The 15444-nt window shown below is 71.8% G+C and carries 19 protein-coding genes; 7 read left to right on the plus strand and 12 right to left on the minus strand.

Annotated elements, in window-relative coordinates; genetic code table 11:
* Positions 1-64: 64 nt before the first annotated feature.
* Positions 65-1114: an NAD-dependent epimerase/dehydratase family protein gene (locus ACZ607_RS10265; RefSeq protein WP_469733720.1), complete on the minus strand. Its 1050-nt coding sequence runs from the start codon at positions 1112-1114 to the stop codon at positions 65-67.
* A gap of 65 nt (positions 1115-1179) precedes the next feature.
* A complete protein-coding gene (locus tag ACZ607_RS10270; RefSeq protein ID WP_469733722.1) occupies positions 1180-1893 on the minus strand; it encodes a lysophospholipid acyltransferase family protein in 714 nt (237 codons plus the stop codon).
* 251 nt (positions 1894-2144) lie between these two features.
* Here ACZ607_RS10270 and ACZ607_RS10275 point away from each other — a divergent pair, with 251 nt between their 5' ends.
* The 3 genes from ACZ607_RS10275 to ACZ607_RS10285 all read left to right on the plus strand — a co-directional run bounded on the left by ACZ607_RS10275 (position 2145) and on the right by ACZ607_RS10285 (position 4057).
* Positions 2145-2282: a hypothetical protein gene (locus tag ACZ607_RS10275; RefSeq protein ID WP_469733724.1), complete on the plus strand. Its 138-nt coding sequence runs from the start codon at positions 2145-2147 to the stop codon at positions 2280-2282.
* A 19-nt stretch (positions 2283-2301) separates the two neighbouring features.
* Positions 2302-3249, plus strand: coding sequence for a DUF4862 family protein (locus tag ACZ607_RS10280; protein WP_469733725.1), 948 nt, complete (start codon positions 2302-2304; stop codon positions 3247-3249).
* A 118-nt stretch (positions 3250-3367) separates the two neighbouring features.
* Positions 3368-4057, plus strand: a complete 690-nt coding sequence (locus ACZ607_RS10285; protein WP_469733727.1) for an Lsr2 family DNA-binding protein — start codon at positions 3368-3370, stop codon at positions 4055-4057.
* 37 nt (positions 4058-4094) lie between these two features.
* Here the strand turns inward: ACZ607_RS10285 and ACZ607_RS10290 are convergent, their stop codons facing one another.
* Complete coding sequence (locus ACZ607_RS10290) at positions 4095-4439, minus strand: hypothetical protein (protein WP_469733729.1); 345 nt, start codon at positions 4437-4439, stop codon at positions 4095-4097.
* Between the two features lie 138 nt (positions 4440-4577).
* Here ACZ607_RS10290 and ACZ607_RS10295 point away from each other — a divergent pair, with 138 nt between their 5' ends.
* A complete protein-coding gene (locus ACZ607_RS10295; RefSeq protein ID WP_469733732.1) occupies positions 4578-5267 on the plus strand; it encodes a HEAT repeat domain-containing protein in 690 nt (229 codons plus the stop codon).
* Positions 5268-5270: 3 nt separating this feature from the next.
* Positions 5271-6272, plus strand: coding sequence for a HEAT repeat domain-containing protein (locus tag ACZ607_RS10300; RefSeq protein WP_469733734.1), 1002 nt, complete (start codon positions 5271-5273; stop codon positions 6270-6272).
* Positions 6273-6368: 96 nt separating this feature from the next.
* On the opposite strand, the gene ACZ607_RS10305 is transcribed toward ACZ607_RS10300, so the two are convergent.
* The 5 genes from ACZ607_RS10305 to ACZ607_RS10325 all read right to left on the minus strand — a co-directional run bounded on the left by ACZ607_RS10305 (position 6369) and on the right by ACZ607_RS10325 (position 10875).
* Positions 6369-6527: a hypothetical protein gene (locus tag ACZ607_RS10305; protein WP_164493765.1), complete on the minus strand. Its 159-nt coding sequence runs from the start codon at positions 6525-6527 to the stop codon at positions 6369-6371.
* Between the two features lie 67 nt (positions 6528-6594).
* Positions 6595-7545 (minus strand): cytochrome c oxidase assembly protein, encoded by a 951-nt coding sequence (locus ACZ607_RS10310; RefSeq protein ID WP_469733736.1) that lies wholly within the window; start codon positions 7543-7545, stop codon positions 6595-6597.
* A gap of 112 nt (positions 7546-7657) precedes the next feature.
* On the minus strand, positions 7658-8683 hold the full coding sequence (locus ACZ607_RS10315) for a 6-phosphofructokinase (protein ID WP_469733738.1): 1026 nt from the start codon (positions 8681-8683) through the stop codon (positions 7658-7660).
* A gap of 190 nt (positions 8684-8873) precedes the next feature.
* A complete protein-coding gene (locus tag ACZ607_RS10320) occupies positions 8874-9602 on the minus strand; it encodes a type 1 glutamine amidotransferase (protein WP_469733740.1) in 729 nt (242 codons plus the stop codon).
* 34 nt (positions 9603-9636) lie between these two features.
* Positions 9637-10875, minus strand: a complete 1239-nt coding sequence (locus tag ACZ607_RS10325) for a Mur ligase family protein (RefSeq protein WP_014157625.1) — start codon at positions 10873-10875, stop codon at positions 9637-9639.
* Positions 10876-10989: 114 nt separating this feature from the next.
* On the opposite strand from ACZ607_RS10325, the gene def reads away from it, so the two are divergent.
* Entirely contained in the window at positions 10990-11544 is a 555-nt protein-coding gene (gene def / locus ACZ607_RS10330; protein WP_469733742.1) for a peptide deformylase, read from the plus strand.
* Between the two features lie 23 nt (positions 11545-11567).
* Here def and ACZ607_RS10335 read toward each other — a convergent pair whose 3' ends face one another.
* A complete protein-coding gene (locus ACZ607_RS10335) occupies positions 11568-12218 on the minus strand; it encodes a TetR/AcrR family transcriptional regulator (RefSeq protein ID WP_469733744.1) in 651 nt (216 codons plus the stop codon).
* Between the two features lie 174 nt (positions 12219-12392).
* Between ACZ607_RS10335 and ACZ607_RS10340 the strand changes: the two genes are divergently transcribed.
* Complete coding sequence (locus tag ACZ607_RS10340) at positions 12393-13619, plus strand: acyl-CoA dehydrogenase family protein (RefSeq protein WP_469733746.1); 1227 nt, start codon at positions 12393-12395, stop codon at positions 13617-13619.
* 56 nt (positions 13620-13675) lie between these two features.
* Here ACZ607_RS10340 and ACZ607_RS10345 read toward each other — a convergent pair whose 3' ends face one another.
* Genes ACZ607_RS10345 through ACZ607_RS10355 form a run of 3 tightly spaced genes read right to left on the minus strand, consistent with a single transcriptional unit; the run spans position 13676 to position 15342 of the window.
* Complete coding sequence (locus ACZ607_RS10345) at positions 13676-14164, minus strand: glutathione peroxidase (RefSeq protein ID WP_469733748.1); 489 nt, start codon at positions 14162-14164, stop codon at positions 13676-13678.
* Positions 14165-14195: 31 nt separating this feature from the next.
* The gene (locus ACZ607_RS10350; RefSeq protein ID WP_469733750.1) at positions 14196-14747 is read right to left on the minus strand and encodes a GNAT family N-acetyltransferase; all 552 of its coding nucleotides are present in this window, start codon (positions 14745-14747) and stop codon (positions 14196-14198) included.
* A 19-nt stretch (positions 14748-14766) separates the two neighbouring features.
* Positions 14767-15342: a helix-turn-helix domain-containing protein gene (locus ACZ607_RS10355; protein ID WP_469733752.1), complete on the minus strand. Its 576-nt coding sequence runs from the start codon at positions 15340-15342 to the stop codon at positions 14767-14769.
* Positions 15343-15444 lie beyond the last annotated feature (102 nt).

The following is a 15444-nucleotide window of genomic DNA, read 5'->3' on the forward strand; positions in this document are numbered from 1 at the left end:
TGAGCGGGCGGCCGATGAAGTCCGGCGGCCGCCCGTTCACCCCCTCGGCCGGTGCGACGCGCGCTCACGCCTTCCCGTCGTACCGCTCCAGCCAGGCGTCCTCCGCCGCGTAGTCGAAGAGGCTCTCGCCGTAGCTCCGCAGCATCTTGGGGAAGGCCTCCCTCCAGTCCCGTCCGTCGAGCCGCGCGGCGAGCCACTCGACCGTCCGCGGCAGCGACTCGGCATACCCCGTCACCGGGCGGTAGCCCAACTCCCGTTCGGCGGAGGAGATGTCGAGGACCACGGGATGCGCGCCGCCCCACGGTGTCTCCCCGACGCCCCCCTCGGACGGCGGCCCCTCCATCAGTACGGTCCGGGTCTCCACACCCAGCACGGCGTCCACGGCCTCCGCCGTCCCGGCGACGGTCGGTGCCTGCGGATCCCCGGCGTTGAGGACCCGGGAAGCCGGCCGCCGGGCGGAGAGACGGATCAGCTCGGCGACGTTGGACACATGGACCGGGTGGAAGCGGCTCCGCCCGCCGTACGCCAGGACCCTGCGGCGGCGCCCGTCCAGCAGGCGCTTGACGAAGTACAGCTCGCGCGGGGTCCGGCAGTGCGGACCGTGCACCGCGCCCGCCCGGAGCAGTGTCACCGGCAGCGCGTCACCGGCCGCGAGCAGCTCCTGTTCCAGGGCGACCTTCCTCCTCCCGTACGTCGAGTCCCCGGGCACGACCGTGCGCTGGGTCTCCCGTATCGGCACGGGATACTCCGGGAAGCCGTCGGGCTCCTCCTGGGTGTCGAAACTCCGGCCCCGCTCGTCCTCGTACACTGCGGCGCTGGAGATGACCACGGCGGAACCCACCCGGCCGGCGAGACCGGTGAGCTGCGCGGCGTGTTCCCGGCCGAAGGCGACCATGTCGACGAGGACATCGCAGCCGTCGCCCAGCGCCGCCTCCAGCGCCCCCTTCTCCTCGCGGTCCAGCACGACGGAGCGGACGTCCGCGTCCCAGCCGTCGTCCCGGCCGCCTCCGCGCGAGACCGCGGTCACCTCCCAGCCGTCCTCGGCCAGGGCCCGCACCGCGGGCCGGCCCATCTGTCCCGTGGCGCCCAGTACGAAAGCTCGTCCTCTGCTCATACGGCAGACGCTACGGCGGCCTCACCGGCCGGACCAGGGTGATCGGCCCTCAGCAGATTCCCCGCTCAGCGTGGCCGGCGCGGGAACTTCCTGGACTCCTCGGCCTGTGCGGCCTTCTTCGCCTTGACCGCGTACTCGTCGACGTACTCCTGGCCGGAGAGGCCGAGGACGGCGTACATGATCTCGTCCGTGACCGCCCGGATCGCCGCCTTCTGGTTCTCCATGCCGGCGTAGCGGGAGAAGTCCAGCGGCTCCCCGAACCTGATCGTGACCCGCTTGATCTTCGGCACCTTCTGTCCGGGCGGCTGGATCTCGAACGTGCCGACCATCGCGCAGGGGATGACCGGGACGCCCGCCCTGATCGCCATCACGGCGACCCCCACCTTGCCCTTGTACAGCCGCCCGTCGTGCGAGCGGGTGCCTTCGGGATAGATGCCCAGCAGCTCGCCCTTCTCCAGCACCCCCAGGCCCTCGCGGATGGCCGCCTGCCCCGCCTCCTTGCCCGACCGGTCCACGGGGATCTGCCCGATGCTGTGGAAGAACGCCGCGGTCAGCTTGCCCTTGATCCCGGGGCCGGTGAAGTACTCGGCCTTCGCGAGGAACGTGATGCGGCGCTTGAGGATCGCCGGCATCAGGAAGTGGTCGGAGAAGGAGAGATGGTTGCCCGCGACGATGGCGGCACCGTCGTCGGGGATGTGCTCGAGCCCTTCGATGCGGGGCCGGAACAGCAGCCGGAGCAGAGGTCCCAGCACCGCGTATTTCAGGACGTAATAGAACACAGCTTCTCTCCTAGCCTTCCGGACCGGGCTGTTGGCCGCGTTCTGCCAGGTCGCGCACAGCGTGATGAACTCGTCGGCTCTTTCAGGTGATCGATCGTAGCCGTGTTACGGGTGTCTCCGGGAGGCCGTGTGCGGCGGGAGTCGGGCTCGCCGGCCTTCGCGGGGACGCTCCGTGCTGAAGGCTCATCCGAAACATCAGACGTCTGATCTTAGGTAGGGTCACCTCCAGGACCGTGAACCCAGGGGGCGAGATGGCCGTCGCGAGTCGGAGCAGTCACGGGGCGCCCGTGCCCGGCGACCTGCTGCCGACCGAGACCGAGCTCTTCCACGCGGCCGTCACGGCGCACTACGACCCCATCGGCAAGGCGCTCGGCGTGACGACGCCATGAATCGGAGACCCCACACACCATGCACACGGAACGACCGGTCGCCCTCGTGGGCGCGTACGCTGCGCTGCCCTCACGGCGCGCTGACCAGGAGCACTTCTACGAGGGCCTGGCCGGCCGGGGGCTCGCCGACGGGCTGGAACTCCCGTTCCGCGACGGCCTCGGTGCGGACGTGCGATGGCTGGCCGCACAGATGCGGGGCCGCTTCACCCGCTCGGTGATCACCCTGATTCCCGGCACGATGACGCGCGTCGGGGCCTCGGGCGCCTTCGGGCTCGCCTCGGGCGACCACGACGGCCGGCAGGCCGCGCTCGCCTTCGTCGGCGAAGCCCGGGCCGCCGCAGAGGAGTTGAACCAGCTCACCGGCGAGCGGTCGGTCTCCGCCCTGCACGTCCACACCGCGCCCTCGACGACCGCCGTGGGAGAGATGTTCGCCCGGTCCCTCGAAGAGATCGCGGCGAGCGCACCGGCCGGGGGCGCCTGGTCCACCCGGCTCGTCCTGGAACACTGCGACGTGTACACGCCGGCCTTCCCGGGCGAGAAGCGGTTCCTGTCGCTGGAGGAGGAGATCCCCCTCGCGCGTGAGGCCGGGATCGGCATCACCGTCAACTGGGGCCGCTCGGCGATCGAGGCGCGGGACCCGTCCCGGCCGCTCGCCCAGATCGTCGAGCTCGCCTCCGAAGGCCTGCTGGAGGGCGTCATGTTCTCCGGCGCCGGCCCCACCGCGAACCGGTACGGGGGACCGTGGGCGGACGCGCACCTGCCCCTCACCGAGGACGAGCCCACCTCCCTCATGGACGCCGAGGAGGTGCGCCGCTGTCTCCGCGCGGCCGGGGGCGCGCTCTCCTACGCGGGGGCGAAGATCCAGGCCCCCGGCGACGCCACGGTCGACGAGAGGCTCATGACGGTCGGCCATGTCATGCGGCTCCTGTCCGAACGTGGGACCGCCCCGGCGCCCGTACGGGGGTGATGGTCACCGTTTCGTGCGACCTGTCCCGTTCATCCGCCACACTGGGCCGAGGATCCGACGCCCCGACGCCGCCGCCGGCCGGACGATCGCGATCCAGGACCGGAGCCTCAGGAGACCGATGGCCGCAATGACCGCTCTCACCACGCTCTGCCCACCCCCGGGCAGAACCACGAACATCCACTGGGGGACCGTCGAGGCGAGCCTCGGCATGCCGCTGCCGCAGGACTACAAGGAGCTCGCCGACCGCTACGGGCCCGGAGCGTTCGGCGGCTTCGTCCACCTCTACCACCCGCACGGCGCGACGGAGTACACCGACCTCACCGGCCCCGTGCCCGGCCGGATCCGGGCGCGGCTGAGCAAGGACCGCGCCCAGGGCACGCACCCCGTTCCGTACGATCCCGAGACGCTCTTCGCGTGCGCCGTGACCGACAACGGCGAGTACCTCTTCTGGATCACGGACCCCGCGGCGGAACCCGACCGCTGGCGCATCGCGGTCAACCAGGCCCGTGGCCCGGACTGGTTCACGTACGACGGAACCCTGACCGCGTTCCTCGCCGCCGTCCTCGGCGGGCGGATCGAGGTTCCCCTGTTCCCGGCCGGCCTCCGCGGGAGTCCCGCCGGCTTCACACCGGCCCGCCCCGTCCCGCGGCAACCCGGCCCGCACCCCGCGCCCGTCCCCGACCACCGTCCCGTCGACACCGGGTCGATCCGCTCCTGGGCACGGGCCCTCGGTTACGACGTACCGCCTCGGGGGCGGATCCCGCTGGAGGTCAGGGAGGCCTGGGAACGCAGGAGCCCGAAGGGGTGAGGCCGGGACCGTGATCCCGCCTTGGCCTCGGCGCGGGTCAGTCCCGGCCGGACTCCGGACGCCGGGCGCGCCACACGAGGAGCCCGCCCGCGGTGCCGTACGCGAGAAGCACCGCGCCGGTCACCGCGTCCTCGCGCCGCTCCGACGACTGGACCCGCCGCTGCTGTTCGAAGGTGCGCGTGCCGAGCGGGACGTCGCCGTCGAGCACCGCGCACCGGGTGTCCCCGGGCCGCATGGGGCCCGGATGCTCCTCCCCGTCCGCGCGCACGTTCTCCCCCGGGCACACGATGTCGGTCGACGCCGTCAGCGCGCTTCCCAGGGTGGCCGCTCCCCAGAGGCCCGGCACGACGAAGAGGATCACCAGGACCACACTGTGCTTCACGGGACTCCTTCGCGCCGGATCCGGAACGGGAGGTCCGCGCCCCACCCCGACGCGACACCCCGGCTTACCGTACACACGTCCGAAACTTGACCTTGTCACCGTGGCAAGGTCTTCAGTGGGGCCGAGGAGGTGGTACCGATGACCCTGCCGACGCAGGACACGGATATGACGCGCGCCCTTCAGGGGCTGGAGGCCGACCGCCCGGCGGTGCGGCTGCGGGCGGCGATGGCGGTCGGCACGACGCCCGACCCCCGCTTCGTCGGAAAGCTCCTCGAACGCTGCGCGGCCGAACCCGACTTCCAGGTCCGCGAGATGCTCACCTGGGCGCTGACCCGCCACCCGGCCGCCGTGACGGTCCCCGCACTCGTCGGCGAGGTCCGCTCGGAGCATGACCAGGCGCGGAGCCAGGCCCTGCACACCCTGTCCAAGATCGGGGACCGGCGGGCGTGGCCGGTGATCACGCGGGCTCTGCTGTCCGACGCGGAGGACGAGGTGGCGCGGAGCGCCTGGCGGGCGGCGGTCGTCCTGGTGCCGCCCGGCGAGGAGGGCGAGCTCGCGGACACCCTGGCGACACAACTCGGCCGTGGCGGACGGGAGATGCAGCTGAGCCTCAGCCGGGCGCTGATCGCGCTCGGTGAAGCGATCCTGCCCGCCCTGCACACGGCGGCGGCGCACCCCGACCCCGGTGCACGCGCCCACGCCCTCGCCACGGAACAACTGCTGCGGGACCCGGACGCCGGTTTCGGCTTCGCGATCGAGGAGGCCAAGCGCGTGGTCGCCCTCGGCACGGACGGGGCTTTCGGTACGGACGGGGAGGACGGGGAGTAGAGCGTGCTGATCGGTGAGGTGGCGCGGCGGTCCGGGGTCAGCGCCCGCATGCTCCGGCACTACGAGTCGCTCGGGCTGCTGCGGCCGACGGGGAGGACCGGGGGCGGCTACCGGGAGTACACGCACGACGACATCGGCCGGATCTTCCACATCGAGAGCCTGCGGTCGCTCGGGCTGTCCCTGCGGGAGGTCGGCCGTGCGCTGGACGATCCCGGCTTCACACCCTCCGGGCTCGTCGAGGACCTGATCCGGGGGACCAGGGAGCGCATCGCGCAGGAGACGGAGCTGCTCACACGGCTCGGCAGGATCGGTGCCTCACGGCCCGCCGGCTGGGAGGACGTCCTGCGGACCGTGGCTCTTCTCCAGGGCCTGACGTCCGAGAGCGCGGGGCGCCGCCAGCGCGCCGCCCTGTCCTCGGTCGACGACGCCGTGCCGGTGGAAGCACTGGTCGAGGCGGCGTTGAACGAGGCGGACCCGCATGTGGCCGGTGCGTTCCGGTGGGCCCTGGCGCGATCGGGCGACGACGGACCGCGGCTGCTGGCGGAAGGACTCGCCTCACCGGTCGCCGACGTACGCAGGCGCGCCGTGCAGGCCCTCGCCGAGATCCCGGGGGACGAGGTGACCGTACTGCTGCGGAGCGCTCTCGCGAGCGAGGACCCCGCCGTCCGCGGACACGCGGCGCTGGCGCTCGGGGCGCGCGGGGAGGCCGAAGCGGTGCCGACGCTCCTCGACATGATCGTCGAGGAGATGCGGGACGTCGACGCGGCCGACGCGCTGAGCGCGCTGGCCGGTACGCCGGACCTGGCGGACCGGATCGCGGACGGCCTCGTCGGCCGACTCGCCCGTCCGGACGCCGGTCCGGCGGTACGCCGACGGCTCACCCAGGCACTGGCCGACATCCCGGGCGCAACGACGGAACGCGCCCTGGAGGAGCTGGCGCACGACGAGGACCGCGGGGTCGCGGTCACCGCGGCGTACCTCCTCGGGAGGCGCGCCGCGCGATGAGCGGCCCGCCCGCGCGCACCCGACTCCTCCCGGAAGGCCGGGACATGCCGCCGCGCCCCACCCGAAACCGGCGGGCCCGGAGTGTCCCGTGACGCCTCAGGTGTCGCGGGTGGCGACCATCCCCAGTGTGGCCAGCCCGAGGACCACCCAGCCGAACCAGAGCCAGCCGTTGCTCCCCAGCGCCACCGTGTACGCCGTCACCGCGACCAGCGCCCCGACGGTGAGCACTCCCATGGTTTTTGTGGATCCAGGCATGAGCGCACGCTCCTCACCCGGCCGCACGGCCGGTGAAGCCATGGTCACCCCTCGAGCGTGTCCGGCGCTACTGCCCGCGCGTCTGCAATGAGGCGAGATAGGCGTTGTACGCCTTCAGCTCCTGGTCGCCGTCCCGGTCGGCCGCACGGTCCGAGCGCTTCGCCGTGCGCTGGTCGGACCGGTACCACTGGAAGACCAGCGCGATCAGCACCAGTACCGAGGGGATCTCGCTGAACGCCCAGGCGATGCCGCCGGCCGCCGACTGGTCGCCCAGGGCATCGATGCCGAGCGAGGCCGGCGGATTCTCGTACGCCTTCACCATGGGCTGGCTCGCCATCATCAGGGCGATCCCGAAGAACGCGTGGAACGGCATGCCCGCGAAGAGCTCCAGCATCCGCATCACGTAACCGGGCCGGTGCGGCCCGGGGTCGACGCCCATGATCGGCCAGAAGAACACCAGCCCGACCGCCAGGAAGTGCACCATCATCGCGATGTGGCCCGTCTTCGACTCCATGAGGAAGTCGAACAGCGGGGTGAAGTAGAGCCCGTACAGGCTGGCGATGAACAGCGGGATCGTGAACACCGGATGCGTGATGATCTTCATGTAGCGGCTGTGGAGCAGCTTGAGGAGCAGCTCGCGCGGACCCGTCCGGTCCCGCCCCGCCACGGGCAGCGCCCGCAGGGCCAGCGTCACCGGGGCGCCCAGGAGCAACAGGATCGGCGACACCATGCTGATCATCATGTGCTGCACCATGTGCACGCTGAACATGACCATGCCGTAGTCGTTGAGACCCGTGCACATCACCAGGGCGATGGACAGCACACCGATGACGAACAGCACGATCCGGTTCACCGGCCAGCTGTCGCCCCGCCGGCGCAGCCGCACGACCCCGTACCCGTACAGGGCGAGCGCGACGGCGCAGCCGATCAGGAAGAACGGGTCCGCGGAGAACTCCAGTCCGCGCCCCAGCGTGAACGGCGGCAGATCCATGTTCATGCCGTGCCCGCCGTGATCCATCGCTTCACTCCCGCTGGGGTCGTCCCCGTTTCGTGCCGGTTGTCCGGTCCAGACTAGAACCGCCCCCGGCCGCGGGTGCGGCCGGGGGCGGTCCGGGGAATGTCGCGAGGGGTCAGAGCACGACCTGCGCCTCGGCGTAGCGCTCGGCCGGGACCGTCTTCAGGGTCTCCACGGCCGCCGCCAGCGGAACCATCGTGATGTCCGTGCCGCGCAGCGCCGTCATCATGCCGAACTCACCACGGTGGGCGGCCTCCACCGCGTGCCAGCCGAAGCGGGTGGCCAGGACACGGTCGTACGCCGTCGGGGTGCCGCCGCGCTGCACATGGCCGAGGATCACCGGTCGTGCCTCCTTGCCGAGGCGCCGCTCCAGCTCACCGGAGAGCTGCGTCGCCACACCGGCGAAGCGCTCGTGGCCGTAGATGTCCTTCGTGCCCTGGGCGAACTCCATGGAGCCCTCGCGGGGCTTGGCGCCCTCCGCCACGACGACGATCGCGAACTTCTTGCCGTCCGAGAAGCGCTTGCCGACCAGCGCGGTCAGCTCGTCGATGTCGAAGGGGCGCTCCGGTACGACGATGGCGTGCGCACCGGCGGCCATGCCCGAGTGCAGCGCGATCCAGCCGGTGTGCCGGCCCATGACCTCGACGATCAGCACCCGCTGGTGCGACTCGGCCGTCGTCTTCAGCCGGTCCAGCGCCTCCGTCGCGACGCCGACGGCCGTGTCGAAGCCGAAGGTCACATCGGTGGAGGCGATGTCGTTGTCGATGGTCTTGGGCACACCGACGATGGGCAGACCCGCCTCGGAGAGCAGATTGGCGGCCTTCAGCGTGCCCTCGCCGCCGATCGGGATGATCGCGTCCAGACCGAGGTCCGCGACATGGCCCCGTGCGCGCTCCACGCCGTCACGCAGGTGCGCGGGCTGGACCCGGGAGGAGCCGAGGATGGTGCCGCCACGGGCGAGGATGCCGCCGACCGCGTCGAGGTCGAGCTTGCGGTAGTCGCACTCGAGGAGGCCCTTCCAGCCGTCGTGGAAGCCGATGACCTCGTCGCCGTGGTCGACCACCGCACGGTGCACGACGGAACGGATGACGGCGTTGAGGCCGGGGCAGTCGCCGCCGGAGGTGAGCACACCAATTCGCATTGCCCGGGAAACCTTTGCAACGTGGGCCGACGCCGGACCACGTCGTCCGGTTGGATCCCCGCCACCCTACCGGCGCGGGGTGGCCGGACCGAACCCACTGTCCGACTGCTGGACGTCCACGGGATGTACACCCGCCACACACGTACGGACCGGCCCCCTCGCAGGGGCCGGTCCGTACGGGAGGGACACCTCAGGCGGGCTGCGTCGCCGCGGCGATCCGCTCGGCGCGCAGCGCCTCGTACCACCGGTCGTCGCTCGGCGGCAGGGCGTTCACGTCCAGGGCCAGCTTCAGCAGGTGGTCCGCGATCAGCGGGTTACGCGCCAGGACGGGCCCGTGCATGTAGGTGCCGAAGACCGTGTCGTTGTACGCGCCCTCCGTCCCGTCACCCGTGCCGTTGCCCCGGCCGAGACGCACCCGGGCGAACGGGCGGGCCGACGGACCGAGATGGGTGACGCCCTGGTGGTTCTCGAAACCGGTCAGCGGCGGCAGCCCCAGGTTCGGGTCGATGTTGCCGAGTACGTCGCCGACGCACCGCTCGCCCTCGCCCCGGGTCGAGATGACGTCGAGCAGACCGAGGCCGGGCTCGCGCTCGCCGAGGTCGTTGATGAACTCGTGGCCCAGGATCTGGTAGCCCGCGCAGACCGAGAAGATGATCGCGCCGTTCGCCGCGGCCCTGCTCAGCCCGCCGTCACGGCGCAGCCGCTCGGCGGCCAGACGCTGCGGCCGGTCCTCACCGCCGCCGATCAGGTAGATGTCGCCCGACGTCGGGATGGGCTGGTCGCTGCGCACGTCCACGCGCGACACGTCGAGACCGCGCTGGCGGGCCCGGCGCTCCACCACCAGGGCGTTGCCCTGGTCGCCGTAGGTGCTGAGGAGGTCGGGATAGACCCACACCAGCCGCAGGCTGTTGTTGCTCATGCTTCGTCCTCTCCGGGGGTTGCCCGCGCGGGGGTCAGTTGCCGACACGACGGCGCAGATCCTGGAAGGCGGTGTAGTTGGCGATGACCTCGATGCGACCGGGCGGGGCCATCTGGACGGCCTCGTCCAGCGTCTCGCAGACACGGAAGTCCAGTCCGGCCACCTCCAGCCGGACCGCGAGGTCCAGCTTGCGGTCACCGAGCACGAAGATCGGGTGACCGTAGAGCTGGGTGTAGTCGACGTCCCACAGCCAGGAGGTGTCCGTGCCGTCGGCGCCGCGCGCGTTGACCGAGAGGATCACCGGGGTGGGCGGCGGGTCGATCAGGGAAAACGTCTCGAGCCAGCCCGCCGGGTTCTTCGCCAGCAGGAGCCGGAGCTCACGGCCGAGGAAGGAGACCACGTCGTAGCGGCCCGCCACCGCCTGCACCTGGTACATGCGCTCCAGGGCGACCTGCGGCGGCACGCCGAAGACCGCGGCCACGGCGGCGGAGCTCGTGGCGTTGGCCTTGTTGGCCCGGCCCGGCAGCTGGAGGTGGATCGGCCACGCGGAACCGTGCGGGTCGAGGACGTAGTCGCCGTTCAGCGCCCAGCTGGGCGCGGGCCGGCGGAAACCGCACTCGCCGCAGAACCAGTCGTCACCGGGGCGCTGCATCACGCCGCCGCAGGACGGGCAGGACCAGGCGTCGTCCTTCCACGCCTGTCCCGCCGCCACCCACACCACGTTGGGGGAGGACGAGGCGGCCCACACGATCAGCGGGTCGTCGGCGTTGGCCACGATCACGGCCTTGGAGCCCGACAGGCCCTCACGCCACTTCTCGGCCAGCATCCGGGTCTCCGCCGCGCGGTCCAGCTGGTCGCGGGAGAGGTTGAGCAGCGCGATCACCTTCGGGGTGGTGTCGCGTGCCACACCCGCGAGGTACTTCTCGTCGACCTCGATCACGCCGTACCGTGCGTCCGAGCCGCCCGCCAGCGCGGAGGTGATCCCCGCGGGCATGTTGGCCCCGAGCGCGTTCGACACGACGGGCCCGGCGGCCCTGAGGGCCTCCGCGATCAGCCGGGTCGTGGTCGTCTTGCCGTTCGTCGCGGACACGAGGATCACGTCCAGGTGCTGCGCCAGCCGCCCGAGCAGGTCGGGGTCGAGCTTGAGCGCCACCCGGCCGCCGATCACCGATCCGCTGCCGCGCCCCGCAGCGCGCGACACCGCCGCCGCGGCCTTGCCCGCCGTCACGGCGAGCTTGGCCCGCGGCGACAACGGTTCCGTGTTGCCTGCCATCGTCCTAGATCCTCCTTGCGTAAGTCCGCGCCCAGCCTATCGATGTCCGGCGGGGCGACCGCACCTCGGCACCACGGGGAACGTGGAGGTCACGTGGAACGTACGCTTCTCCCCATGCGAAACCGCCCGATCCCCGGCAGTTCCGGACGCGTTCGTGCCATGAGTCTGCTCGGAGCCCCGGTCCTCCACAGCCCGTGCGACGACGTCACCGACTTCGGCCCGTCGCTCGCCCGCCTCGTGGAGGACATGTTCGCCACGATGTACGCGGCGAACGGGGTGGGGCTCGCCGCGAACCAGATCGGCGTCCCCCTCAGGGTGTTCGTCTTCGACTGTCCGGACGACGACGAGGTCCGGCACCTGGGCCACGTCGTCAACCCGGTCCTCGTCGAGGCCGACGGGATCACCGTACGCGGGGCGGAGGGCTGCCTCTCGCTCCCGGGCCTCGAAGCGGGCACCCCGCGCTTCGACCACGCCGTGGTCGAAGGCATGACCATGACGGGCGAGCCGCTCCGGATCACCGGCACCGGCTGGTTCGCCCGCTGCCTGCAGCACGAGTGCGACCATCTCGACGGCCGGGTCTACACCGACCGGCTGACGGGACTGCGCCGCTCCAGGGCGCTGCGTGCGGCCCGCAGGGCGCCGTGGGGACGTACGGCCGCGGACGGCTGACCCGGGACGGCTGCCGGGGGCGCTCAGAACCCCTGGCCGCCGGGCAGGTCGCGGGCCTCGGCCAGCCTGCCCCACAGCAGGTCGGCGAGGCTGCGTACGAGCTGTTCACGCGAGCACGGCCGGTCGCCCAGCCACCAGTCGCCCGCCGCGTGCATCATGCCGACGATGCCGTGACCCCAGATGCGGGCCATCTGCTCGCTGTCCGGCCCCAGGTCGACCCGCTCCGCGATGACCTTGCCCAGCTCCTCGCCGAGGCGGCGCAGCAGCGGAGCGGAGTGCCGGCCGACGTCGAAGCCCTGTTCGGGGGCGGGGGCCGCGTCGTCGGACGGGTGCATCAGGAAGCGGTAGACCTGCGGGCGCGCCTCGATCGCCGCGAGGTAGGTGTCCAGCGTCGCCTCGACCCGTTCGCGCCGCTCGGAGGGGGCGTCGAGCGCGGCCCGCAGGGCGCTCAGCAGGGCGTCGGTGTGGCGTTTGGCGAGCGCCCGGTAGAGGCCGCCCTTGTCGCCGAAGTGCCGGTAGAGGATGGGCTTGGTGATCCCGGCCTCCGCGGCGATCGCGTTCATCGACGCCTTCGGCCCGTCCCTGAGCACCACCCGGTCCGCGGCTTCCAGCAGCTCCCGGCGGCGCCGTTCGGCCGCCGTCCGCTGCCGTTCGGCCCCTCTTGCGGTCTCCATGTCGTTCTCTCCCGCCCCACCCAGCTGTCCTGCGATCTCGTCACGCCCGGGCAACGTAACACCCTGGTCCGCGCGGCGCGGAGAGGCGGGCTGAGCGGTTGACAGAGGCTACTTGCTGGTAACAGACTGTTGTTACCGCTAGTAACGGGTTTTCCGGAAGTGCATGGAGGGAACATGGCCGAGTTCACGCTCGAGCTCAACGACGACCAGAAGCAGGTCCGTGACTGGCTGCACGGATTCGCCGCCGAAGTGATCAGGCCGGCCGCTTCGGAGTGGGACGAGCGTGAGGAAACGCCCTGGCCCGTCATCCAGGAGGCGGCCAAGGTCGGGATCTACTCCCTCGACTTCTACGCCCAGCAGTTCTTCGACCCCACGGGCCTCGGCATCCCCATGGCCATGGAGGAGCTCTTCTGGGGCGACGCGGGCATCGCCCTGTCGATCGTCGGTACGGGCCTGGCGGCCGTCGGCGTCCTCGCCAACGGCACCGAGGAGCAGATCGGCACCTGGATCCCCCAGATGTACGGGGACGCGGACGACGTCAAGGTCGCGGCCTTCTGCTCCTCCGAGCCTGACGCCGGATCGGACGTCGCCTCGATGCGCACCCGCGCGGTCTACGACGAGGCCAAGGACGAGTGGGTGCTCAACGGCACCAAGACCTGGGCGACCAACGGCGGCATCGCCAACGTCCACGTCGTCGTCGCCGTGGTCGACCCGGAGCTGGGCTCGAAGGGCCACGCCTCCTTCATCGTCCCTCCGGCCACCCCCGGTCTCTCGCAGGGGCAGAAGTTCAAGAAGCACGGCATCCGCGCCTCGCACACCGCCGAGGTCGTCCTGGAGGACGTCCGCGTCCCGGGCCACTGCCTGCTCGGCGGCAAGGAGAAGCTCGACGAGCGCCTGGCCCGGGCCCGCGAGCGCGCCAGGTCCGGCGGCGAGCGCGTCAAGAACGCGGCCATGGCGACCTTCGAGGCATCCCGCCCCGCCGTCGGCGCCATGGCGGTCGGCACCGCGCGCGCCGCCTACGAGGTCGCCCTCGACTACGCGAAGACGCGTACCCAGTTCGGCCGCCCCATCATCGACAACCAGGGCATCGCCTTCCAGCTCGCCGACATGCGTACGCAGATCGACGCGGCCCGGCTGCTCGTCTGGCGTGCCTCCTGGATGGCGAGCGCCGGCAAGCCGTTCACCGCGGCCGAGGGCTCGATGTCGAAGCTCTACGCGAGCGAGACGGCGAAGTCGGTCACCGCCCAGGCCGTACAGATCCTCGGCGGCAACGGATTCACCCGCGAGTACCCGGTCGAGCGCATGCACCGGGACGCCGCGATCTACACCATCTTCGAGGGCACCAGCGAGATCCAGCGCCTGGTGATCGCCCGCACCCTGTCGGGGATGCCGATCCGCTAGTCACGGACAGCGGCGGGGCCGGACCGTACGCACGGTCCGGCCCCGCCGCCGTGCCGCTACCTCGGCAGCTGCGCCTCGATGGCCGCGACGACCTCGGGGGCGTCCGGCTCGGTGCGGGGGCGGATCCGGGCGACCGGCTCGCCGTCGGGGGAGATGAGGAACTTCTCGAAGTTCCACTGGACGTCCCCGGCCGTGCCCTCGGCGTCCTCCAGCTTCGTCAGCTCCGCGTACAGGGGGTGCCGGTTCTCGCCGTTGACGTCGGTCTTCTCCAGCAGCGGGAAGCTGACCCCGTACGTCGTCGAGCAGAACGTCCGGATCTCCTCCGCGGTGCCCGGCTCCTGGCCCGCGAACTGGTTGCAGGGCACGCCGAGCACGGTGAAGCCGCGGTCCGCGTACTCCTTCTGCAGCTTCTCCAGACCGGCGTACTGCGGCGTGAGCCCGCACCGGGAAGCGACGTTCACCAGCAGGACCGCCGAACCCTTGTGGGCACCCAGGGTGGTCGGTTCGCCGGTGAGCGTGCGGAGCGGGATGTCGTGCAGCGTCATGGGATGTCTCCTCGGTCGCGTGGCGTCCCCCTCATTGTGACGGCCCCTGCGACGGCGCCTGCCGCGGGTCCAGCGCCCGGTAGTAGAACGTCGTCGCCCTGAGCGCGCCGTACGGGTCCGCCGCGTAGTCCGGTACGGAGCCGCAGGGTGTCCACCCCGCCGCGCGGTAGAGCCGCTCGGCGTCGCTCCCCGTCTCGGTGTCCAGGACCAGCAGCGACAGCCCCTCGGCGGCGGCGGACCGTTCGACCTCGGTGAGCAGGGCCCGGCCGACGCCCCGGCCCCGGGCGGAGGGCCTGACCACGAGCTTGGAGACCTCCGCGCGGTGGCGTGCGTTGGGCATGGGCGCTCTGACCAGGCCGATCGTGCCGGCCAGCCGCTCGTCGTCCCGGGCGATCCAGACCTGGTGGCTCCCCGCCTCGACCGCGGCCGCCCGCTCCCGCCACCAGACGGCCGCGGCCTCCCGGTCCAGCGGGGCGAGGAACCCGACCGAGGCCCCGCCCTCCACGGACTCGACCAGCAGGGCGGCGAGCTCATCGGCGTACGTGATCAGTTCGGGGCCGGACACGGGGGCGATCTCGGTCATGAAGCGGGTCCTTTCACGTTCACGGCAGGACGATCATCAGTACGTAGCGGACCCGCGCCGGGCCCGGACAGCGGAAGTGCGAGGGGCCGCGCAGCCGGAAGCGCAGGCAGTCGCCCTCGTGCACGGTGTGCGCGGTCCCCCCGACGGTGATCTCGACGGTGCCCTCCAGCACCCAGATGTGCTGCTCGACGCCGGGCACCGGTGCGTTCTCGTACGACAGGGCGGCGCCGGCGTCGAGTGTTCCCTCGACGACCTCGGCGCGCAGGCCCGGGTGGGGCGGCGAGACGGAGCGCCGGACGAACCCGGCCCGCTCGTCCCGCCACACCGGCTGCCGCGCGGCCGGGACCAGCTCCGGGGGCTCGGCCTCCACCTCCGTCAGCAGCCGCGACATCGTGCGCCCGTACACCGTGCACAGCCGGCCGAGCACGGCTGTGGTGGGGCTCAGCTCCCCGCGCTCCAGCCGCGACAGGGTCGAGCGGCTCACACCGGCGTGGCGGGACAGCTCGTCCAGCGACCAGCCGTGCTCGGCGCGGAGCGCGCCCAGCCGTGCCGCGAGGCGGTCGTCCACGCTGTCGGGCGGAGCTGGCTCTCTCATATGCGGGATGGTATCTCTGTTTCGAGAAGGGTGCCGATCGGGTGATGCCGTGTCAGGCTGATAAACGGAACATAAGCCGTGAAGCGCCTCGGTCGAGCCGCT

It is taken from the genome of Streptomyces sp. NPDC104381, from assembly GCF_055583745.1.

Coding starts and splice junctions, on each gene's coding strand:
- ACZ607_RS10265 (WP_469733720.1), bottom strand. CDS start 1,114: ATGAGCAGAGGACGAGCTTTCGTACTGGGCGCCACGGGACAGATGGGC.
- ACZ607_RS10275 (WP_469733724.1), top strand. CDS start 2,145: ATGGCCGTCGCGAGTCGGAGCAGTCACGGGGCGCCCGTGCCCGGCGAC.
- ACZ607_RS10280 (WP_469733725.1), top strand. CDS start 2,302: ATGCACACGGAACGACCGGTCGCCCTCGTGGGCGCGTACGCTGCGCTG.
- ACZ607_RS10285 (WP_469733727.1), top strand. CDS start 3,368: ATGGCCGCAATGACCGCTCTCACCACGCTCTGCCCACCCCCGGGCAGA.
- ACZ607_RS10295 (WP_469733732.1), top strand. CDS start 4,578: ATGACCCTGCCGACGCAGGACACGGATATGACGCGCGCCCTTCAGGGG.
- ACZ607_RS10305 (WP_164493765.1), bottom strand. CDS start 6,527: ATGCCTGGATCCACAAAAACCATGGGAGTGCTCACCGTCGGGGCGCTG.
- ACZ607_RS10310 (WP_469733736.1), bottom strand. CDS start 7,545: ATGGATCACGGCGGGCACGGCATGAACATGGATCTGCCGCCGTTCACG.
- ACZ607_RS10315 (WP_469733738.1), bottom strand. CDS start 8,683: ATGCGAATTGGTGTGCTCACCTCCGGCGGCGACTGCCCCGGCCTCAAC.
- ACZ607_RS10320 (WP_469733740.1), bottom strand. CDS start 9,602: ATGAGCAACAACAGCCTGCGGCTGGTGTGGGTCTATCCCGACCTCCTC.
- ACZ607_RS10325 (WP_014157625.1), bottom strand. CDS start 10,875: ATGGCAGGCAACACGGAACCGTTGTCGCCGCGGGCCAAGCTCGCCGTG.
- def (WP_469733742.1), top strand. CDS start 10,990: ATGCGAAACCGCCCGATCCCCGGCAGTTCCGGACGCGTTCGTGCCATG.
- ACZ607_RS10335 (WP_469733744.1), bottom strand. CDS start 12,218: ATGGAGACCGCAAGAGGGGCCGAACGGCAGCGGACGGCGGCCGAACGG.
- ACZ607_RS10340 (WP_469733746.1), top strand. CDS start 12,393: ATGGCCGAGTTCACGCTCGAGCTCAACGACGACCAGAAGCAGGTCCGT.
- ACZ607_RS10345 (WP_469733748.1), bottom strand. CDS start 14,164: ATGACGCTGCACGACATCCCGCTCCGCACGCTCACCGGCGAACCGACC.
- ACZ607_RS10350 (WP_469733750.1), bottom strand. CDS start 14,747: ATGACCGAGATCGCCCCCGTGTCCGGCCCCGAACTGATCACGTACGCC.
- ACZ607_RS10355 (WP_469733752.1), bottom strand. CDS start 15,342: ATGAGAGAGCCAGCTCCGCCCGACAGCGTGGACGACCGCCTCGCGGCA.